A 17,506-nucleotide genomic window follows, 5' to 3' on the forward strand; every position below is an offset into this window, starting at 1 on the left:
GCCGGTGGGTAGAGGCGGCGAAGGTCGCGAAGGTGAACGGCCCCGCCGCGTCACCACGACCCGCTCGCCCCGAGCACGACCCCCTCCGGGCCTGCCGCGAGCACGCCTGCGCGGATCCGCCTTGACGTCGCGCCGGCGGTCATGTCGCTCTGCTTCGGCTCGGTCAGGTAGAGGACCGCCGCCGCCCCGAGCCCGGCCAGCCCCACGCCGAACCCGATCGTGCTCACGAGCCCGGTGGTGCTCGCGCTCTCCGCCGCGTCCAGGCCCGTCTGGTCGCAGGCTGTCGGGTCGCTCAGGCCGATCCCGCTGCCGCAGTGCTCGCGGACGACGCTCTTCTTGCCGAGCGTGAGCGCGCCCGTCACCCCGCCGAGCACGAGCCCCGCGACGCCGACGCCGCCGGCCGCGTACACGGCCGCCTGCCGGCCTGAAAGGCCCTCGGCGGACGGCGCCGGGGCGCCGCTCACCTGCAGCTCGACGCGCTTCTTCTCGCCTTGAGCGAGGTGGATCCGCGTCTCCTGGACAGGCCCTCCCGGCGCCTGCGTCGACACGACGTGCGCTCCCGGATCCACCGGCACGCTCGCGCCCAGCGCGGCGCTGTCCACCGCGCGACCGTCGCGCTTCACCACCGTCCCCGCGGGGGCTCCGGGCGGGAGGGAGAGCGCGAGCTCCGGCACGAGCGGGGCCAGCTTCTCGCGCTCCTCCCGGGCGACCTTGGGTCGCTCGCCTTGCCGGCGCTTCTGCTCCGGCGTCAGCTGCTCGTGGAGCGCAAGGTACTCCCCGAAGTGCGCGAACGCGCTCGCGACGCGGCCCCACCTCGACTCGCAGATGGCCAGCGTGAAGAGCGCCCCCGGCTTGGGCTCGAGCCGGTGGCTCTCGGCGATCGCGTTGCAGCCCGTCTCGTACTGGCCCGCTTCCATCTCGGCGAGGCCCCGGTTGAAGAGGGCTTCCGCGGCCGCGCTGTCCTGCGCCGCGGCGGGCGTCGCGGCGGCGAGCGGCCAGAGGACGAGAGCGAGAGGAGCCATCCGGCGCAGGCGACGTGTCATGTTCTGGGGCATCCACAGGCGAAGGTGTCGACGGGTGTCGGCGAGGATCGGACCGGCAGCGCGGCGGACATCGGCCTCAATCTCGTCCGAGCAAAGGGACTTTGGGGCGAGAGGCGGCGCCTGTTCGCCCGGTCGAAGCGGGCCTCGGCGCCACCTTCGGGGGAGCGCCCGCCGCCCCGCGCGCAGCCGGCCCCGCGCTGGCGCTCGCGCTGGTCGCGGGCGGGGTGGGCTCCGCGGCGAGCGCCGGCGCGGAGGCGCTGGGCGCCGGCGCGGACGGCTCTGCCGGCGGCGTCGCGCTCGGCGCAGCGGTCGGCGCAGCGGTCGCGGCGGCGCTCGCCGAGGCGGCGTCCGGCGCGGGGGCCGAAGGCGGCGCGGCCACCGCTGGATCGGCCTGGGCCCCGGCGCGGATCAGGAGCCAGGTCCCTGCGCCAAGCACCCCGAGCCCGAGGACGACTGCGGCGGCGACGAGCGGGGCTCGGCTTGGCGCGATCGGCGTGGTGTTCCCTGAAGGGACGGACGTCACCGACGTCTCCATGGTCGCCGCGAGGGGCGCGACCGGGGAGCGAGACGGGTGCTCCGGCCCCATCGGGCCGACGCTCGTCGCCACCGGCGGCATCATCGCGGGCGCGGTGATCGCGGGCGTGGTGAGCGCGGTGATCGCGGGCGTGGTAAGCGGGGTGATCGTGGGCGCGGTGAGCGCGTGCGCCGAGGGGCTCGCCACGGCCCAGGGCGGCGTGGTCGGGCGGGGTGAACGCCCGCTGCTGGCCGGGGCGAGGCCGAGCAGCTCGGAGAGCGCCTGCGCCGCCTCGCTCGCGAGGCGGAACCGCGTCGCCGGATCGACGGCCGTGGCCCGAGCGAACCAGCCATCGAAGCTCTGCGGCAGCACCACCCGCTGCGACATCGCCCGGTGGACCGGCGGCTCCTGCGGCCCGTGGACGGCCACGAGCGCGAACGCGATCACGTCGTTCGCGCTGAGCGCCTCCGGGCTCCAGTACGGCGTCCCCACGAGCAGCGTGTACGCGATCATCCCGAGCGCGTAGATGTCCACGGCGCTGGTGAGCTTCGTGTCGGTGCGGAACTGCTCGGGCGCCATGTAGATGGGCGTCCCGAGGCTCCGCGTGATGCCGGCCGCCGTCCCGCCCTCGGCGAGCAGCTTCGCCACGCCGAAGTCGAGGATCTTCATGCGGGGCGTCCCGTCGTCCCGCTGGGTGACGAACAGGTTCTCCGGCTTGAGATCCCGGTGGATGATGGACGCCGCGTGGGTCCGGTCGAGGGCCGACGCGGTCTGCTGGAGGTACGTCGCGACCTCGCCGGGAGGCAGCCTGCCGAGGCGCTTGAGGCGCTGGCCGAGCTCCTCGCCGCGGAGCAGCTCCATCACGAGGAACGGCATGCCTGTCGCCTCGTCGATGCCCGCGTCGAAGACGTCGACGATGTACTCGCTCTCGATGTCCGCCGTGATCTGCGCTTCGCGCTTGAAGCGGCTGCGCATCTCCTCGCTCTGGAAGAGGTACGCGTGCATCACCTTCAGCGCCCGGCGGCGGTTCGTCTCGATGTGCACAACCTCGTAGACGGACCCCATCGCGCCCACGGCGAGGAGGCGCGCCACGCGATAGCGGTGCGCGAAGACCGTTCCGTCCGCGAGCGTGCCCGACACGGCGGGAGGGTCGCGCGCGGCGGCTGTCGCGTCAAGGATCCAGGGACCCGCGAGGGGCGCGCTGCGCGGAGCCGCGGCCGCGACGCTGCGACGTCCGACCGCGCGCATCACCGCGCTCGTGCGCACCGCAGCCGTACGCCGGCGAAGTGGCCCGTCGGCGGGCGCTCCTGGAAGGCGGAGGTGAGCAATGTCTCCTTCCCGCTGCGCCAGCCCCCGCCCCAGATCATGTGGTTCGTGTCGGGGGTGAGGACGGCGCAGTCATCGCACTCGATCGGGTCGTCCGCCGCGAACGAATCCAGCACCCACTCCCACACGTTTCCCCCCAGATCCGCGTGTCCCCACCGCCCGTCTCCCCGCGGCGACCTCGACCCGCCCGGCTGGAGGTCCGCGATCTCGCACGTTCCATCGAGGCCGCAACCGTACACCGCGTAGCTCTCGTCGGGCTCCGGGGCGCTCTCCGGGCTCGACCATGCGCGGGATTCTACTGACATTTCGCCTCGCGAGAGGGCCCGCTCGACGCCGCTCTGCCGCCGTGGAGAGGGAGGTGCGACCGGCGCCCTCCTCCGCAGCGCCGGGCTCTGCCGCGTGTGTCCTGAGGCATCGTGGCTTCTGTCCTTGCGCGCCGGCCGACCTCCGCGCCGACATCCGCTCGGGGCGAGGCGCTCCGGCCCGGCGGGCGCTGGTTGCACGAGGTCGTCGGGCAGTTACCATCGCTCGCTGAAGATGGCTGTACTCACGCTTGAGCAAGCGGCGATCCCGCTCCGGCAGGCGTACCGGGAAGGTCGCCTCATTCCCTTTCTGGGCGCGGGCTTCTCTGCCCCGCTCCGGCTGCCGATGTGGAAGGAGCTGATGGGGTGGATGGGCGCCGCGCTCGGGTTCGAGCCAGCGCTCTTCGAGCTGCACGGCCTGCCCCCGCAGCTCGCCGGCTTCTTCGCCCGCGAGTTCGCGGGCGGCCTCGACAGCTTCATCGCCGAGATGCGCGCGCGCTTCCACGCGCGCGAGGTCGACGAGCGGCGCAGGAGCTCGTGCCAGCACAAGGCCCTGGCGCGCCGCGACTTCTCGACCATCTACACGACCAACTTCGAGCACCACATCGAGGAGGCGCTGCGGGACGCTGGCAAAGAGGCCGTGGCGCTCGCCAGGTTCGACGACTTCGCGCGGTGCCCGGCGCAGGGGGCGTGCCACGTCATCAAGTTTCATGGAGACCTCGACTGGCCCGAGACGGTGGTGCTCACCGAATCGCAGTACTTCAGCCGCCTCCGGCTCGAGGCGGCGCCCGATCAGCGCCTGCGGGCCGATCTGCTCAGCAACAGCTTCCTCTTCCTCGGCTACAGCTTCGGCGACGTCGACATCCGGTACATCTGGTACCGCATGGAGCAGATGCGCATCGAGGGCAGCCCGCAGCTCGCGAGGCGCGCCTCGAACCGCCGCGGCTACTGGGCGACCTTCGGCGCCGGGCTCGTCCAGCCGGCGCTGCTCGAGGACTGGCACATCGACGTGATCGAGCTCGACCCGAACGACAAGACGAAGAGCGTCGTTGACCTGCTCGACGCTCTGGACGGGTGAGGGGACGGGTGAGGGGACGCGTGAGGGCGGTGATCATGGTCTATTTCGTCTCGTCGAGCCACCGCAAGATCGCGGACATGACGTATGTATGGAAGGACGCCCCGACGCCGCTCCGCGTCCTCCGGCTCGACGTGCCCCAGATCCTCTCCTCGGATCTCGACACCGTCGTTCGCGAGGAGGCCCTCGCCGCCTACCGGCTCTCCCTCGTGCCGCTCTTCGTCGAGCACGGCGGTCTCTTCATCGAGCACCTGAACGGGTTCCCGGGCCCGCTCGTGATGCCGTTCTGGGAGCGGCTGCAGGACCGGATTTGCTCCCTCATCCCTCCGGGGCAGTCGCGCGCAGCGCACGTGGTCCAGAAGGTGTGTTACTGCGACGGCCGGACGCTGCGTGTCTACACGGGCAGCGTCCTCGGCGAGATCGCCGTCGAGCGGCGGGGAGACGAGGGCATCCACTGGGAGCCGATGTTCATCCCGGCCGGCGACACGCGAACGCTCGGGCAGATGCCTCGTGACGAGCGCCTCCGGTGCTCTGCGAGCGCGGAGGCGCTGCGGGCGTTCCGGTTCGATCTCGGGCTGTGATCACGGTGGTGCTTGACTTCCGGATCGCTTTGGAGTTCCTAACCGTCCACGACCGCGGCAAGGGGGCGAGAGCCTGATGTCCGGCGCTCCTCTCCCCCGCGCTGAGGTTGTCCCCATTTGGCGCGGAGGCGATTCATGGAGTTCAGACAGCTCGGCGGGTCAGGGTTCAAGGTACCGGTGCTGAGCCTCGGGACGGGGACGTTCGGTGGCTCCAACGAGTTCTTCCGGGGGTGGGGATCGAGCGACGTGGCCGAGGCGACTCGGCTGGTCGACGTCTCGCTCGAGGCCGGGATGAACATGTTCGATTCGGCCGACATCTACTCCGACGGGCTCGCCGAGGAGATCCTCGGCCACGCGATCAAGGGCAGGCGCGACAAGGTCATCATCTCCACGAAGGCGACCTTCCGGAGCGGCAAGGGCCCCAACGACGTCGGCTCGTCGCGGTATCACCTGATCCGGTCGATCGAGGGGAGCCTGCGCCGGCTGCAGACGGATTATATCGATCTCTTTCAGCTGCACGGCTTCGACGCGGTCACGCCGCTCGAGGAGACGCTCGGCACGCTGGACGATCTCGTGCGAGCGGGGAAGATCCGCTACCTGGGCTGCTCGAATTTCTCCGGTTGGCACCTGATGAAGTCGCTCGCGGTGTCGGAGAAATATGGTCTCTCTCGGTACGTGGCCCACCAGGCGTATTATTCGCTGGTGGCGCGCGACTACGAGTGGGAGCTCATGCCGCTGGCGCTCGATCAGAGGGTCGGCGCGGTGGTCTGGAGCCCGCTGGGCTGGGGGCGGCTCACGGGGAAGATCCGGCGCGGGCAGCCGTTGCCGGAGGTCACCCGGCTCCGGAACAAGCTGTCTGTCGAGGGGGGGCCGCAGATCGACGACGAGTACCTCTATGGTGTGGTCGACGCGCTCGACGCGGTGGCGAAGGAGACGGGCAAGACCGTCCCGCAGATCGCGCTCAACTGGCTGCTGCAGCGGCCGAGCGTCGCGAACGTCATCATCGGCGCTCGTAACGAGGAGCAGCTTCGACAGAACCTCGGGGCCGTCGGCTGGAACCTCGCGCCGGAGCACATCGCGAAGCTGGATGCCGCCAGCAAGGCGAAGCTGCCCTATCCCTACTTTCACCAGGCCGGGTTCAGCGAGCGCAATCCGTTCCCTGTCGCGCTCTGACGGTCGCGGCCTGGCCGGGACCGGCGGCTGATCCTGCGGAGGCCCGGCTCGGGGGCGCGCGCCGCGCCCTCGCCGTGGGAGGCGATCCCGTGGCGAGGGCCGGTCAGCGCAGCACGGCGGTGGCGTCCGGCGTGGCGGCGTGCAAATCAGCGGTCGTGCTCATTCTTTGCGACTTCGACGGGACCATCACCCGCGACGACCTGACGAACCGGATCTGGGACGCCCACCTCCGCTATGACTGGCGGCAGGTGCTGCTCGCGCCTGCCACCTCCGGCGAGCTCACGCCGTTCGAGCTCCTCCGCCGCGGCTACGCCGACGTGGATCGCCCGGCCGCCGAGCTCCTGGCCGAGCTGCGCCCGCACGCCGGGCTGCGGTCGGGCTTCGAGGATCTCCTGGCCCTGTGCGCCCGCCAATCGTGGGTTTTCCACGTGATCAGCCACGGCTTGCCGTTCTACATCCGCGAGTTCCTGCCGCCGGGCACCGCGTTCTCTTGCTTCGATGCCGTCTTCGATGGGCGCTGGCGCGTGACCGTGCCGGAGACGGTGCCGCTCGGTCCCGGCGAGGACTTCAAGATCCGCGTGCTCGATCAGCTGAAGGCGGCCACCGGCGAGACCTCCACGGTCTACATCGGCGACGGCCGGCTGGACTACCCCGCGGCGCGGTGCTGCGATCGCGTGTTCGCGGTGCGGGACAGCGCCCTCGACGTGCTCTGCTCCCGCGAGGGGACACCGTGCACACCCTTTGACAGCTTTGCCGAGATCTGCGCGGCGCTCGAGGGCGGCACCCCTGACGGGGAGCGCGCGCGGCGCCCGGCCGACGCTGCGCCGACACCTGGCTGAGCCATCCGAGGTTCATCCAGCCCAGGGACCCTCTCGCTTCGGGGTACGCCCGCTCGCCGCCGCAGGCGCGGCTCAGATGTGCTTCGGCGGGTTCAGCTTGTCTTCCGCCGACCTCCGCTGGACGAGCGCCTTGGCCTTCTCGTAGAGGACCCGCAGCCGCCCGCCCTCGGGCTCCCAGTACTCGGCGCGCTCGACGTAGAGCTTCAGGAGGGCGGCGTGAGGGTGGGTGGGGCCGGCCGGCAGCCACGCCTTCCACGAGGGCTTCCAGAGGCTCCGGATCTTCTCCTCGTTCCTCTCGATCGTCGCGCGCGCCGAGATCGAGATGTACGCCCGATCCCGCGGCCTGTAGCAGCAGACCGCCACCTGGTGCTCGCGGGTGATCTCGCCTGTCTTCGCCGCCTCGTCCTCCGTCACGAACCAGAGATCGCAATCCATCAGCTCGGCCGGCTCCTGGATCTCCATCGGCCGCCCCCGCATCAGCCCCTCGGGGGTCATCGTGACGAGCATCGCGGTGTCGAACTCCCTGAGGAGCGCGTGCAGCTCGCTCATGGATCCGCGGATCTGAGCCCTGGCCTCCGGATCCGTACTCCGGTGTTGCTCTCCACTCTGGTGTTGCATGCGGACAAAGCTGCTCCGCGGACCCTGGCCCGCAAGCAGGGGTGCGCCCTGACCCGTGTACCGCAGCAGCCTGGCGGCGCTCCGGCGTGACCCGATGCGCCGCGCGCTGCAGAATGGCCCAGGCAGCTCGGCTCACCACCGCTGGTTTTTTGCGCAGTGGACGGCGTGATGCGACGCCTTGACGCGCGTCCGCTCGGCAGATGGGGCGCTCTCCTGCCGCCGGAAGTGGCAATCTGCGGGCCCTCCTGGGCCGGCACACTCCATGCCTTCGCGGGCGCGGGGGCACACCACAACTCCGCCCAGCAGGCTCTGCCATGACCGCGTTTTTGGACGACTTCGACCCTCGTATCCCCGCTGTCCCGATCCGGGACGACACCGCCCGGATCCGGGAAGATTTCCTCGTGCTCGCCGCGCACGAGATCAGGACGCCCGTGACCTCGCTCCTCCTGCAGCTCCAGCTGACGAAGCGGATGAGCCAGCAGGAGCCGGAGAAGACCCCGGCGTGGGCGGCGGCGATGCTGGCCGTCTTCGATCGTCAGCTCGGCCGTCTCGCCCGGCTCTGCGACGACATGTTCCAGGCGAGGCACGGCGGCCTGGCGCACGGCGCCCCGACCCGCGAGCCGGTCGATCTCGTCGGGCTCATCCGCGAGGTGGTCGCGACGGCGGTCGCGCACCGGCCGGCCGCGTGCGGCGCCATCTCGGTCGCGGCCGAGGGCCCGGTGATCGGCTGGTGGGACCGGTCCCAGCTCGAGCGCATGGCGTTCCACCTGATCAAGAACGCGCTCACCTTCGGCGAGGGCAAGCCGATCTCGATCGAGGTGCGCGCGACGCGCGCGCGGGCGCGGCTCATCGTGCGCGACCACGGCATGGGGATCGCGCGGGAGGACCAAGAGCGGATCTTCGCGCGCTTCGAGCGCGCCGTCCCGGTGGAGCGCTTCGGCGGCCTGGGGCTCGGCCTGTACATCGCGCACGTCGCGGCGCGCGCGCACGGCGGCGCGATCCGGGTCGAGAGCGAACTCGGCTGCGGCGCGGCGTTCATCGTCGATCTCCCGCTCGCCCCGCGGCGGCCGCAGCGGGTGAGGGCGGCGCGGCGCTCCTCGTCGATCTCCTCGCCGATCCCCCCCTCGCGCCGGGCGCGGCGCGGGCGCGGCGCGGGTGTGGCGCGCGCGCCCGAGCTTCCCCTGGGCGCGCACCTCAAGCTCGCGCAGGTCAAGCAGGTGCACCAGCGCCTGCTCCGCCCGCACTGACGCGCGCGGGTCAGCCGTTCAGGAAGCGGGCGAGCAGGCGCAGGCCGGCGGCCTGGCTCTTCTCGGGGTGGAACTGCGTCGCCGTGACGTTGTCCCGCTCGATCGCGGCGGTGACGCGGTGCGGGCCGTGCTCCGTCGTCGCCGCGACCAGCGCGGGATCGAGCGGGACGGCGTGGTAGCTGTGGACGAAGTAGACGAAGGGGCGCTCGCCCGCGAACACCGCGAGCGGGCCCGCCACCTCGCGCGCGAACGCGATGCGGTTCCAGCCCATGTGGGGGATCTTGATCCCGACCCAGGGCTCGCCCGGAGCTGCGTCCGCTCCGGCCGCGCTCGGCTGTGGGGTCAGGCGCTTGACGGTGCCGGGGAACACGCCGAGCCCGCGCGCGCCCTCCGCCTCCTCGCTCCCGTCGAAGAGCGCCTGCATGCCGAGGCAGATGCCGAGGTAATGCGTCCCCTTCCGGATCTGCGCGCGCAGCGCCTCGCCGATGCCGTTCTGCAGCGCCGCGGCGCAGTCGCGGAAGGCGCCCTGGCCGGGCACCACCACCTTGTCGGCCCGGCCGATGATCTCCGGGTCGCCCGTGCGCGTCACCGCGCACGGCGCGCCGGCGTCCTCGGCGGCCTGGAGGAGCGCCCGCTCCACGGAGCGCAGGTTGCCCATCCCGAAATCGACGAGCGCGATGGCTTGCATGGCTCAGAGGCTCCCCTTGGTGGACGGGATGCCGGCGACGCGCGGCTCGATCCGGGTCGCCTTCATCAGCGCCTTGGCGAACGACTTGAAGCAGATCTCGACGATGTGGTGCAGGTTGTCCCCCTCGATGAGGCGGACGTGGAGGTTCGCGCCGACGCCGCGCGCGAAGCCCTCGAAGAACACCGGGGCGAGCTCGACGTCCCAGGTGCCGAGCTTCGCCTTGGGCAGCGGCACGCGCCAGACGAAGTACGGCCTGCCGGAGAGGTCCAGCGCGCACTGCGCGAGCGCCTCATCCATGGGGAGCGTCGCCTCGCCGTAGCGGGCGATGCCCGCCTTGTCGCCGAGCGCCTTCTGCACGGCCGTGCCCAGGGTGATGCCGCAGTCCTCGGTCGTGTGGTGGCCGTCGATCTCGACGTCGCCCACGGCGTGGATGGTGAGGTCGAACAGGCCGTGGCGGGCGATCTGATCGAGCATGTGCGTGAGGAAGGGGAGCGGCGTCTTGATCTCCGAGCGGCCCTGGCCGTCGAGATCGATCTCGATGCGGATGTCGGTCTCGCGCGTCTTGCGCTCGACACTGGCGATGCGGGGCATGGCGCGTAGGGTAGTCGCCCTCGGCCGCAAGGGAAGCGGCGTGATCCCGATGACGTGGCAGGTAGCGCGGCAATGGCCTTGGATGCGAGCGCCGGATCGCATAAGGTGGCCCCCTGGATAACGTGGCGGTGGTGGCGCCCTGGAGGCAGCCCCAGCGCGGGAGCGTCCGTGAGCTCACCGGTCACCGAAGGTCAAATTCTATCGGGAAAATACCGGGTCGAGCGCATCCTCGGGCAAGGGGGCATGGGCGTCGTCGTCGCCGCGTTGCACGAGAAGCTCCACCAGCGGGTCGCCATCAAGCTGCTCCATCCCGGCGCCAACGACGAGATGGTGGAGCGCTTCGTGCGCGAGGCGCGCGCGGCGGTGCGCCTGAAGAGCGAGCACGTCGCGCGCGTGCTCGACGTCGGGACGCTCGAGACGGGCGCGCCGTTCATGGTGATGGAGTACCTGGAGGGGAGCGACCTCCAGGAGACGCTTCGGCAGCGCGGCCCGCTCGATCTGGAGGAGGCCGTGAGCTACGTGCTCGAGGCCTGCGAGGCCATCGCCGAGGCGCACGCGGCCGGCATCATCCACCGCGATCTCAAGCCGGCGAACCTCTTCCTCACGCGCGCGGCGGACGGCACCGGCATGGTGAAGGTGCTCGACTTCGGCATCTCGAAGGCGCTCGCGGACCCGTCGACGGCCGGGGCCGAGCCGGAGCTCGGGCTGACGAAGACGGCGATGGTGCTCGGCTCGCCGCTCTACATGGCGCCCGAGCAGATGCGCTCGGCGCGCTCGGTCGACGCGCGCGCCGACATCTGGTCGCTCGGCGCCATCCTCTACCAGCTGCTCACCGCGCGTGTCCCCTTCGACGCGAGCTCGCTGTCCGAGCTCATCCTGATGATCAACACCGAGTCGCCGCCGCCCCCGACCACGTTCCGGCCCGACCTGCCGCCGGGCCTCGAGGCGGCGATCCTGCGCTGCCTCGAGAGGGACGTCGCGAAGCGCTTCAAGTCGGTCGCCGAGCTCGCGGGCGCCATCGTCGATTTCGGGCCTCCGCTCGCGCTGGCCTCGCTGGAGCGGATCGAGCGGACGCTGGGGCTCGTCCCCGCGGTCTCCTTCCGGGATCGGGCGAGCTCCGTGCGCGAGCGCATGAGCACGCCGCCCGCATGGCAGACGTCGCAGGACCGCGTGAGCGGCGTCCCCGCGGCGACCGCGCGGCACAGCGCGGCGCCGCCTGCCGGCGCGACGGCGGGCGGCGGGGTCGGCGCGGCCGGCCACACCGCCGGCCCGGCGGGCACCGCGCCTGGCTGGACGGCCGGGGGCGCCGCGCCCGGGCCGCGCTCGCGGAGCGGCGTCGTGCTCGCGCTGGCCGTGGTGGCCGCCGCCGTCGTGATCGGCGGGATCCTGCGCTTCGTCACGTTCCACGGCGGCGCGGGCGCTCCTCCCGCCGACCCGTCCGCCGTGTCGGCGACCGCCTCCGCCGAGCCCTCGGCGCCCGCGACGCCCGCCCCGCCCCCGCCTGTCGCGCCTCCGGAGGTGACAGCGGAGCCGCAGCCGCCGGCGACCGCGGCGCCGTCAGCGATCGTGTCCCCGGTGGCCACCGCGGCGCCGCTGTCGACCGCCGGGCCGAAGGCGCCGTCGAGCGCGACGCCGGTCGCCACGAGCCCTCGGCCGAAGCCCACCGCCGCGCCCTCGGCCCCACCGGCCGCGACCGCCGCGCCGAGCGCGACCGCGACCGCGACCGCCGCACAGCCGGGGAGCATCTTCGATGTGCTGAACGACAAAGGTAAGCCCAGATGAGTTGGCCAGGAAGCGAACGGCTCCCGCTGTGGAGCAGCCGGAGCCTGCGCGCCGGCGCCGCGGTCGCGCTCGGCGGCGCCGTGCTGACGGCCCTCGCGCCCGCGGGAGCGCAGCCGGCGCCCGCGGGGGCGCAGCCGGCGCCTGCGGGGGCGCAGCCGGCGCCTGCCGCGGGCGCGTCTGCCGTCCAGGGGCCGCTGTCCGCGACGCTCACGGGCGAGGCCAAGGCCGAGTACGAGGCGGCGCGGATCCTTTTCAACGACGGCGACTACCGCAACGCCATCATCAAGTTCGAGCGTTCCTTCGAGCTCTCCGGCGACCCGCGGCTGCTCTGGAACATCGCCCTCTGCCAGAAGAACCTGAAGCGCTACGCGCGACTCCTCGGGACGGTCGAGAAGCTCCTCAGGGACGCCGGCCCTCAGCTCGGGGAGCAGGATCGCAAGGACGCCGCTGCGCTCATCGAGGCGACGAAGGCCTACGTGAGCCGGCTCGATCTGAAGGCCAGCGAGGCGGGGGCGACGGTCTTCGTCGACGGCGAGGAGGTCGGCCAGACGCCGCTGAGCGAGCCCGTGCTGCTCGACGTCGGCACCCGGAAGATCCGGGTGACCAAGAAGGGCTTCAAGGACGTCGAGGTCTCCCAGCAGGTGACGGGCGGCGGCGAGGTCCCGGTCACGGCCACGCTGGAGAAAGAGGTTCATCAAGGGCGCCTCATCGTCGCGGCGGCGCCGGACGCCGTCATCTCCATCGATGGTCGCGTGGTCGGCCGCGGCGGCTACGACGGCCCTGTGCCGAGCGGCGGCCACGCGCTCCGCGTCACGGCGTCCGGCATGGTGACGCACCAGTCCGAGGTGATGATCCAGGACAACCAGACGCGCCGCGTGCAGGTCACGCTGGTCCCGCAGCCCAAGCAGGGGAACGTCGAGACCTGGCTCTGGATCGGCGGCGGTGTGCTGGTGCTCGCGGGCGCGGTCCTGGTCGCCACGGGGGTCTTCGGCCCGGAGCCGCCGGTGGACGGCCGCACGTCGCCTGGCTCGGTCTCCCTGTCCCGGCAGGGCGGCGCCAAGTTCACGATCCCCTTCGGGGGTGGCCGATGAGCGCCGTCGCCCGGGCGGCGCTCGCCGCGGTCGTCGCTGTCGCGGCCTGCGGGTGCTCTCCGCCGGACGAGATCATGCTCGCCGTCTCGACGGATCTCGAGATGCCCAAGGACTTCGGCGCCCTCCAGGTGCAGGTGTTCGAGGGCGGCACCCCCAGGTTCTCGGCGACCTACGAGCGGCTCGGCGAGTCCGACGCCGCCGCGCGCTTGCCGGCGACGATCGGCTTCTACTCCTCGAGCGGCGGGGGCGACTCGATCCGGATCAAGGTCAGCGCCCTCCTCGGGGACGAGCTCGGCGCGCCGCGCGTCCTGCGCGAGGCGGTCACGAGGATCCCGAAGAACCGCGTCGCGCTGCTGACGCTGCCGCTCAATTTCCTCTGCGACGACTCGGGTGAGAGCGACGGGAGCGGCGGCGTGGTGAACAAGCACTGCTTGGAGGGGCAGACCTGCGTCGCGGGGGCGTGTGCATCGAGCGAGGTCGATGCGGGCGCGCTCCCCGACTACGCGCCCGGGGACGTCTATGGCGGCGGCGACGGCGACGGCGACGGCGATTGCTTCGACGTGACGGCCTGCTTCCAGGGCACGACGCCTGCGGAGGTCGACGCTGCGTGTTCGATCGCGGGCGAGGCCGGGGTCCCGCTGAACGTGGCGCTGGAGACCGCGGCGGGCGACGGGATCTGCGATGACGCCGAACGTTGCCTTGTGGCGCTCGACGCCGGCAGCGCCGATGGCTTCCAGGTGGCGGAGGACGGGCGGATCCAGCTGCCGACCGCCGTCTGTGATCAGGTGGCCGCCGGCAGGATCGCGGCTGTCGTGACGTCGCCGGTGACGGCCGCGTGCGTCCAGAAGACCGTGGGTCTGCCGACGTGCGGGCCGTGGTCGGCGTCGGGCTCCGCGAAGCCGTGAAGACGCCAAAAGAACGCCAGAAGACGCCAAGAAAAAACACAAAAATTCTGGCGTCTTCTGGCGCTTCTTGGCGTCTTTGGGCGACCTCACGGTTCAAAAGCACCTACCCTTGGCCGAAGTACCCCTCCACCCACTCGAACGCTCGCCGTCCGGCGTTCCGGCAGGTCGAGATCTGGGAAATCGGTCGATATCGATGTGCCGTCGAGAGCGTGACCTGACAGGACGCTTGTCGTCTGGCGTTCCGACAGGTTGCGATGTGGGAAAGCGGTCGATAGCGACATGCCGTCAAGGCGGTGACCTGGGCTGACACTCGTCGTCCGGCGTTCCGGCACATCGCGATCTGGGAGGACGCTCGAACTCGGGTGTCCCGTCGAGAACGTGATCTGAGCTGACGCTCGTCGTCAGGCGCTCGCCCAGAACGCGATCTGCCCGAGCGCTGGAGCTCGACGTGCCAGCAAGATCGCGATCTTCCCAGGACCTTGCCGCGAACGGGGTGCCCAGGTCCACATCTGGGCTTCCCTTCAAAATTACGCTGCGCGCCAGATCGGGGCCGCCTTCCCCCCGGCTCCTGTGAGCCTCGGCTCATGACGGGCGCCGGTGAGGGCCGCCACGTCGGGTCGGTCACCCCGAGGCGCGCCTTGGGGCCGCGCTGCGCGCTCCGCGGTTGCTCCTGTAATCGGGTGTCATCGACAGGACACGAGACCGGCGCTTCCCTGGCACGACGCGCTGTCCCCCACGTGGAGGTCTGTCCCATGTTGAAACACCTGATGATTGAAGAGATGGTCGCCCTCGTCGCTCCGTGGATCGAGGATGCCCAGCGGAAGCGGCTGTTCCTGTCGATCCCGGAGATCGCCGGCCTGCACGACAAGGTGGCCGAGGTCCACGGCGCCGTGCTCGCGGTTCGCCCGAGCAGGACGGGCGTGTCGGCCGGGATGACGGCCTTGAGCGACGAGCTCTCGAAGGTCGACGAGCGCCACGATCACCTGGCCAAGGCGGTCTCGTACGGCATCGACGCGCACCGCGAGCACTGTCTGGCGGAGGAGCCGCCGGACGTCGGGGGGGCGGAGGCGTGTGATCAGGCCCAGGCCAGGCTGTTCCCGACCGGGCTCGCCATCATCAAGGCGTCGCCCACCGCGGAGTCGGGCAACACGGCGCGGATCGCCCGGCTCCTCGACGAGGAGCCCTCGACCGCCGCGTTCCTCAAGGCGATCCCGGCGCCGGGCAAGACGACGCTGCTCCACACCGTGCAGCGGTGGATCGCGTCGGGCAAGGAGCTCTCGACGATCGAGCACCGGCGGGACGCGCTCGCAGCCAAGGAGAAGACCGCGCCGGTCGTGAACGCGACGATCCTGGCGGCGCGCAATCAATGGCTCCGCGTCGTCGCCGCGGTGCTCTCCAACCTGGAGATCTCCAGCGCTCCGGCGGAAGCCATCGAGACGATCCGCGGCCCCGTCCTGAAGGCGTCCGAGCGAGCCGGCAGGCGCTACGCCGGCGGCAAGGCCGGGGGCGCCGGCACCGAGGGGCCTCGCCAGCCGGCGGCAGCGGGGGAGGGGGGCGCCGCCGCCGGGGGCGCGCTCGGCGTCAGCCCGTCTGTGGAGTGACGCAGCCGGGCGGTGCGCGTCATCCGCGCCGCCGCCGCCACCGCGCGAGGAGCGCCGCGGCGGCGAGCCACGCCGCTGCCGAGCCCGCCGCCCCGTCAGTGCCCGCCGCGAGCCCGCAGCCGTTGCCGTGCGCCCGGGGGTCGCCGCGCAGCGGCCTGGGGGTGGCGCCCTCGCCGCCCGAGCCGTCCTCGCCGCCGTGGCCTCCGCCGCCGCCCGCCCCGGCGTCGCCGCCGCCCGAGCCCGCGTCGGCACCGCCCGAGCCCGCGCCGCCGCCGCCCGCACCGTCTTCGCCGCCCGCGCCACCGCCTCCGCTGCCGGCGTCGTCGGGCACGCAGCCGCCGGCCACGCAGGTGCCGCCGGGGCAGCGGGCGCCCTCGTTGGGGAAGAGCGCGCACTCGCCGTGCCTCGGGTGGCACCGCGCGGAGGTGCAGACGTCCCCGGAGGGCGCGCACACGACCGGATCGGCGCCCTTGCAGACGCCGCCGTCGCAGGCGTCGGTCCGGGTGCAGGGGTCGCCGTCGTCGCAGGGCGCGCCGTCGGACTTCGCCGGCGCGCCGCAGTCGCACGCGTCGCCGACGTGGTCGCCGTTCGCGTCCTCCTGCCCTTCGTTCGAGAGGAGCGGGCAGTTGTCGTCGGCGTCGGGCGCGCCGTCGCCGTCGTCGTCGTCGTCGCACCGGTCGCCGTAGCCGTCGTCGTCGCCGTCGCTCTGGCTCGGGTTCGCCGTGAGCGGGCAGTTGTCGCCGCCGTCGGGCGCGCCGTCGCCGTCGTCGTCGCCGTCGCACGCGTCGCCCTCGCCGTCGCGGTCGAGATCGGACTGCTCGGGGTTCGGGATGGAGAGGCAGTTGTCCACGCCGTCCTCCACGCCGTCGTCGTCCCTGTCCAGCGCGTTCAGGTCGCACGCGTCGCCCCGGCCGTCCGTGTCGGCGTCGGCCTGACCGGGGTTGGGGACGAGCGGGCAGTTGTCGGCCGCGTCACCCAGACCGTCGTTGTCGTCGTCGTCGTCGCACGCGTCGCCGATCTCGTCCGGCGGCGACTCGTCCTTGTTGTTCTCCTGCCCCGCGTTGGGCGCCGACGGGCAGTTGTCGACGTCATCGGGCACGCCGTCGCCGTCGTCGTCGGGATCGCAGGCGTCGCCCGCGCCGTCGCCCTCGAGGTCCGACTGATCGGGGTTCGGCGTGAGCGGGCAGCTGTCGTCGCCGTCGAGGACGCCGTCGCCGTCGTCGTCGGGATCGCAGACGTCGCCCGCGCCGTCGCTGTCGGCGTCCGCCTGAGCCGGGTTCGGCGCGGACGGGCAGTTGTCGTCGAGGTCCTTCACGCTGTCGTCGTCGCCGTCGTCGTCCACGTCCCAGTTGACGACGAAGGCCCGCTCGGCCACCGACATCCCGGCGAGCGCCGGCGCCGGGAGCGCGTCGAGGTGGGCCGCACCCGCGTGGGAATCGGCCCGGCTCGCGCGCTGGCCGCCGAAGTGCATGACGACCCGCGTCTCTCCGGGCGGCAGGTTCAGGGTGAACTCGACGGCGGGCCCCTGCGTTTCCGCGCAGTCGAAGGTGGCCATCCCGACGCTCCTCGGGGCGATCGCCGCGGAAGGCCCGTAGAAATTGAAGAAGAGGCTCGGATCTCCCGCCATGTCGTTGGCGTCGTCGGTGGCGAGCCATCGATCCGCGGGCGTGAACTCCAGATCGCCGGTGTGCGACTGCGTGATGGTGGTAGCGCTGTCGGCTCCGACGTTCGTCTCGATCCGCACGACCGTTGCCCGCTCTCGGGCGGTGGGGTTGTGGAGGATCTCCAGGAAGCGCGCCCAGCCCTCGTCGGTCGGCACGTACAGCTTCCGGGTGACCTCGAGATCGCCGAGCAGCGCCGGCCCGTGGACGAGCTGCCGCCCGTCCATCTCCTCCACCCGTGCCGAGGCAGGAAAGGCGACCCCGTCCACCCGAAGCAGCATGCCGCTGTCGAAGGCGTCATCGGTCCCGTCGCTGATCACCCCCTCCGTCCCGACGTCCCACCGGAAGTTGAGACCATCGACGAGCGCCTGAACGGGCCCTGTGACAGCGCACTGCGCCGCCGCGCTCCGCGGCGCCGCCGCGAGGGCCAGCGCGGCGCCGACTGCTGTGGCCATGACGGTTCGCTTCA

Annotated in this window: 16 protein-coding genes; 9 read left to right on the plus strand and 7 right to left on the minus strand. The window is 72.2% G+C overall.

From position 1 onward, the window contains the following. Window positions 1-50 precede the first annotated feature (50 nt). The 3 genes from WMF45_RS16255 to WMF45_RS16265 form a co-directional block, all read right to left on the minus strand. Window positions 51-1,022 (minus strand): hypothetical protein, encoded by a 972-nt coding sequence (locus WMF45_RS16255; protein ID WP_437717797.1) that lies wholly within the window; start codon window positions 1,020-1,022, stop codon window positions 51-53. A 97-nt stretch (window positions 1,023-1,119) separates the two neighbouring features. Continuing rightward, window positions 1,120-2,697, minus strand: coding sequence for a protein kinase domain-containing protein (locus tag WMF45_RS16260; protein WP_437717798.1), 1,578 nt, complete (start codon window positions 2,695-2,697; stop codon window positions 1,120-1,122). A 107-nt stretch (window positions 2,698-2,804) separates the two neighbouring features. Beyond that, on the minus strand, window positions 2,805-3,188 hold the full coding sequence (locus WMF45_RS16265) for an SUMF1/EgtB/PvdO family nonheme iron enzyme (protein ID WP_437717799.1): 384 nt from the start codon (window positions 3,186-3,188) through the stop codon (window positions 2,805-2,807). Between the two features lie 232 nt (window positions 3,189-3,420). Here WMF45_RS16265 and WMF45_RS16270 point away from each other — a divergent pair, with 232 nt between their 5' ends. The 4 genes from WMF45_RS16270 to WMF45_RS16285 all read left to right on the plus strand — a co-directional run bounded on the left by WMF45_RS16270 (window position 3,421) and on the right by WMF45_RS16285 (window position 6,853). Continuing rightward, entirely contained in the window at window positions 3,421-4,263 is an 843-nt protein-coding gene (locus tag WMF45_RS16270) for an SIR2 family NAD-dependent protein deacylase (protein WP_437717800.1), read from the plus strand. A gap of 20 nt (window positions 4,264-4,283) precedes the next feature. Further along, window positions 4,284-4,841, plus strand: coding sequence for a non-canonical purine NTP pyrophosphatase (locus WMF45_RS16275; RefSeq protein WP_437717801.1), 558 nt, complete (start codon window positions 4,284-4,286; stop codon window positions 4,839-4,841). Window positions 4,842-4,976: 135 nt separating this feature from the next. Further along, a complete protein-coding gene (locus tag WMF45_RS16280) occupies window positions 4,977-6,014 on the plus strand; it encodes an aldo/keto reductase (protein WP_437717802.1) in 1,038 nt (345 codons plus the stop codon). Between the two features lie 89 nt (window positions 6,015-6,103). Further along, a complete protein-coding gene (locus WMF45_RS16285; protein WP_437717803.1) occupies window positions 6,104-6,853 on the plus strand; it encodes an HAD-IB family phosphatase in 750 nt (249 codons plus the stop codon). Between the two features lie 72 nt (window positions 6,854-6,925). On the opposite strand, the gene WMF45_RS16290 is transcribed toward WMF45_RS16285, so the two are convergent. Then, window positions 6,926-7,402 carry a pyridoxamine 5'-phosphate oxidase family protein gene (locus WMF45_RS16290; RefSeq protein ID WP_437717804.1) on the minus strand — a complete coding sequence of 159 codons (477 nt, stop codon included), beginning with the start codon at window positions 7,400-7,402 and terminating at the stop codon, window positions 6,926-6,928. A gap of 383 nt (window positions 7,403-7,785) precedes the next feature. Between WMF45_RS16290 and WMF45_RS16295 the strand changes: the two genes are divergently transcribed. After that, window positions 7,786-8,718, plus strand: a complete 933-nt coding sequence (locus tag WMF45_RS16295) for a sensor histidine kinase (RefSeq protein ID WP_437717805.1) — start codon at window positions 7,786-7,788, stop codon at window positions 8,716-8,718. A gap of 10 nt (window positions 8,719-8,728) precedes the next feature. Here the strand turns inward: WMF45_RS16295 and hisH are convergent, their stop codons facing one another. Next, complete coding sequence (gene hisH / locus WMF45_RS16300) at window positions 8,729-9,406, minus strand: imidazole glycerol phosphate synthase subunit HisH (protein ID WP_437717806.1); 678 nt, start codon at window positions 9,404-9,406, stop codon at window positions 8,729-8,731. A gap of 3 nt (window positions 9,407-9,409) precedes the next feature. Beyond that, window positions 9,410-9,997 (minus strand): imidazoleglycerol-phosphate dehydratase HisB, encoded by a 588-nt coding sequence (gene hisB, locus WMF45_RS16305; protein WP_437717807.1) that lies wholly within the window; start codon window positions 9,995-9,997, stop codon window positions 9,410-9,412. Window positions 9,998-10,165: 168 nt separating this feature from the next. Between hisB and WMF45_RS16310 the strand changes: the two genes are divergently transcribed. The 4 genes from WMF45_RS16310 (at window position 10,166) to WMF45_RS16325 (ending at window position 15,376) form a co-directional block, all read left to right on the plus strand. Further along, window positions 10,166-11,779, plus strand: a complete 1,614-nt coding sequence (locus WMF45_RS16310; RefSeq protein WP_437717808.1) for a protein kinase domain-containing protein — start codon at window positions 10,166-10,168, stop codon at window positions 11,777-11,779. Then, the gene (locus tag WMF45_RS16315; protein ID WP_437717809.1) at window positions 11,776-12,870 is read left to right on the plus strand and encodes a PEGA domain-containing protein; all 1,095 of its coding nucleotides are present in this window, start codon (window positions 11,776-11,778) and stop codon (window positions 12,868-12,870) included. Before WMF45_RS16310 ends, WMF45_RS16315 begins: the two co-directional genes overlap by 4 nt. Then, window positions 12,867-13,775: a hypothetical protein gene (locus WMF45_RS16320; RefSeq protein ID WP_437717810.1), complete on the plus strand. Its 909-nt coding sequence runs from the start codon at window positions 12,867-12,869 to the stop codon at window positions 13,773-13,775. Before WMF45_RS16315 ends, WMF45_RS16320 begins: the two co-directional genes overlap by 4 nt. A gap of 752 nt (window positions 13,776-14,527) precedes the next feature. Next, window positions 14,528-15,376 (plus strand): hypothetical protein, encoded by an 849-nt coding sequence (locus tag WMF45_RS16325; RefSeq protein WP_437717811.1) that lies wholly within the window; start codon window positions 14,528-14,530, stop codon window positions 15,374-15,376. Window positions 15,377-15,395: 19 nt separating this feature from the next. Here WMF45_RS16325 and WMF45_RS16330 read toward each other — a convergent pair whose 3' ends face one another. After that, window positions 15,396-17,492, minus strand: coding sequence for a thrombospondin type 3 repeat-containing protein (locus WMF45_RS16330; RefSeq protein WP_437717812.1), 2,097 nt, complete (start codon window positions 17,490-17,492; stop codon window positions 15,396-15,398). Window positions 17,493-17,506: the final 14 nt, after the last annotated feature.

This window comes from Sorangium sp. So ce448 (assembly GCF_051520915.1).
GTDB lineage: Bacteria > Myxococcota_A > Polyangia > Polyangiales > Polyangiaceae > Sorangium > Sorangium cellulosum_B.

What these genes read in the sequence shown, in the direction of transcription:
- WMF45_RS16255 (WP_437717797.1), bottom strand. Translation starts at nt 1,022, where the DNA reads ATGGCTCCTCTCGCTCTCGTCCTCTGGCCGCTCGCCGCCGCGACGCCC.
- WMF45_RS16265 (WP_437717799.1), bottom strand. Translation starts at nt 3,188, where the DNA reads ATGTCAGTAGAATCCCGCGCATGGTCGAGCCCGGAGAGCGCCCCGGAG.
- WMF45_RS16270 (WP_437717800.1), top strand. Translation starts at nt 3,421, where the DNA reads ATGGCTGTACTCACGCTTGAGCAAGCGGCGATCCCGCTCCGGCAGGCG.
- WMF45_RS16280 (WP_437717802.1), top strand. Translation starts at nt 4,977, where the DNA reads ATGGAGTTCAGACAGCTCGGCGGGTCAGGGTTCAAGGTACCGGTGCTG.
- WMF45_RS16290 (WP_437717804.1), bottom strand. Translation starts at nt 7,402, where the DNA reads ATGAGCGAGCTGCACGCGCTCCTCAGGGAGTTCGACACCGCGATGCTC.
- WMF45_RS16295 (WP_437717805.1), top strand. Translation starts at nt 7,786, where the DNA reads ATGACCGCGTTTTTGGACGACTTCGACCCTCGTATCCCCGCTGTCCCG.
- hisH (WP_437717806.1), bottom strand. Translation starts at nt 9,406, where the DNA reads ATGCAAGCCATCGCGCTCGTCGATTTCGGGATGGGCAACCTGCGCTCC.
- hisB (WP_437717807.1), bottom strand. Translation starts at nt 9,997, where the DNA reads ATGCCCCGCATCGCCAGTGTCGAGCGCAAGACGCGCGAGACCGACATC.
- WMF45_RS16315 (WP_437717809.1), top strand. Translation starts at nt 11,776, where the DNA reads ATGAGTTGGCCAGGAAGCGAACGGCTCCCGCTGTGGAGCAGCCGGAGC.
- WMF45_RS16320 (WP_437717810.1), top strand. Translation starts at nt 12,867, where the DNA reads ATGAGCGCCGTCGCCCGGGCGGCGCTCGCCGCGGTCGTCGCTGTCGCG.
- WMF45_RS16325 (WP_437717811.1), top strand. Translation starts at nt 14,528, where the DNA reads ATGTTGAAACACCTGATGATTGAAGAGATGGTCGCCCTCGTCGCTCCG.
- WMF45_RS16330 (WP_437717812.1), bottom strand. Translation starts at nt 17,492, where the DNA reads ATGGCCACAGCAGTCGGCGCCGCGCTGGCCCTCGCGGCGGCGCCGCGG.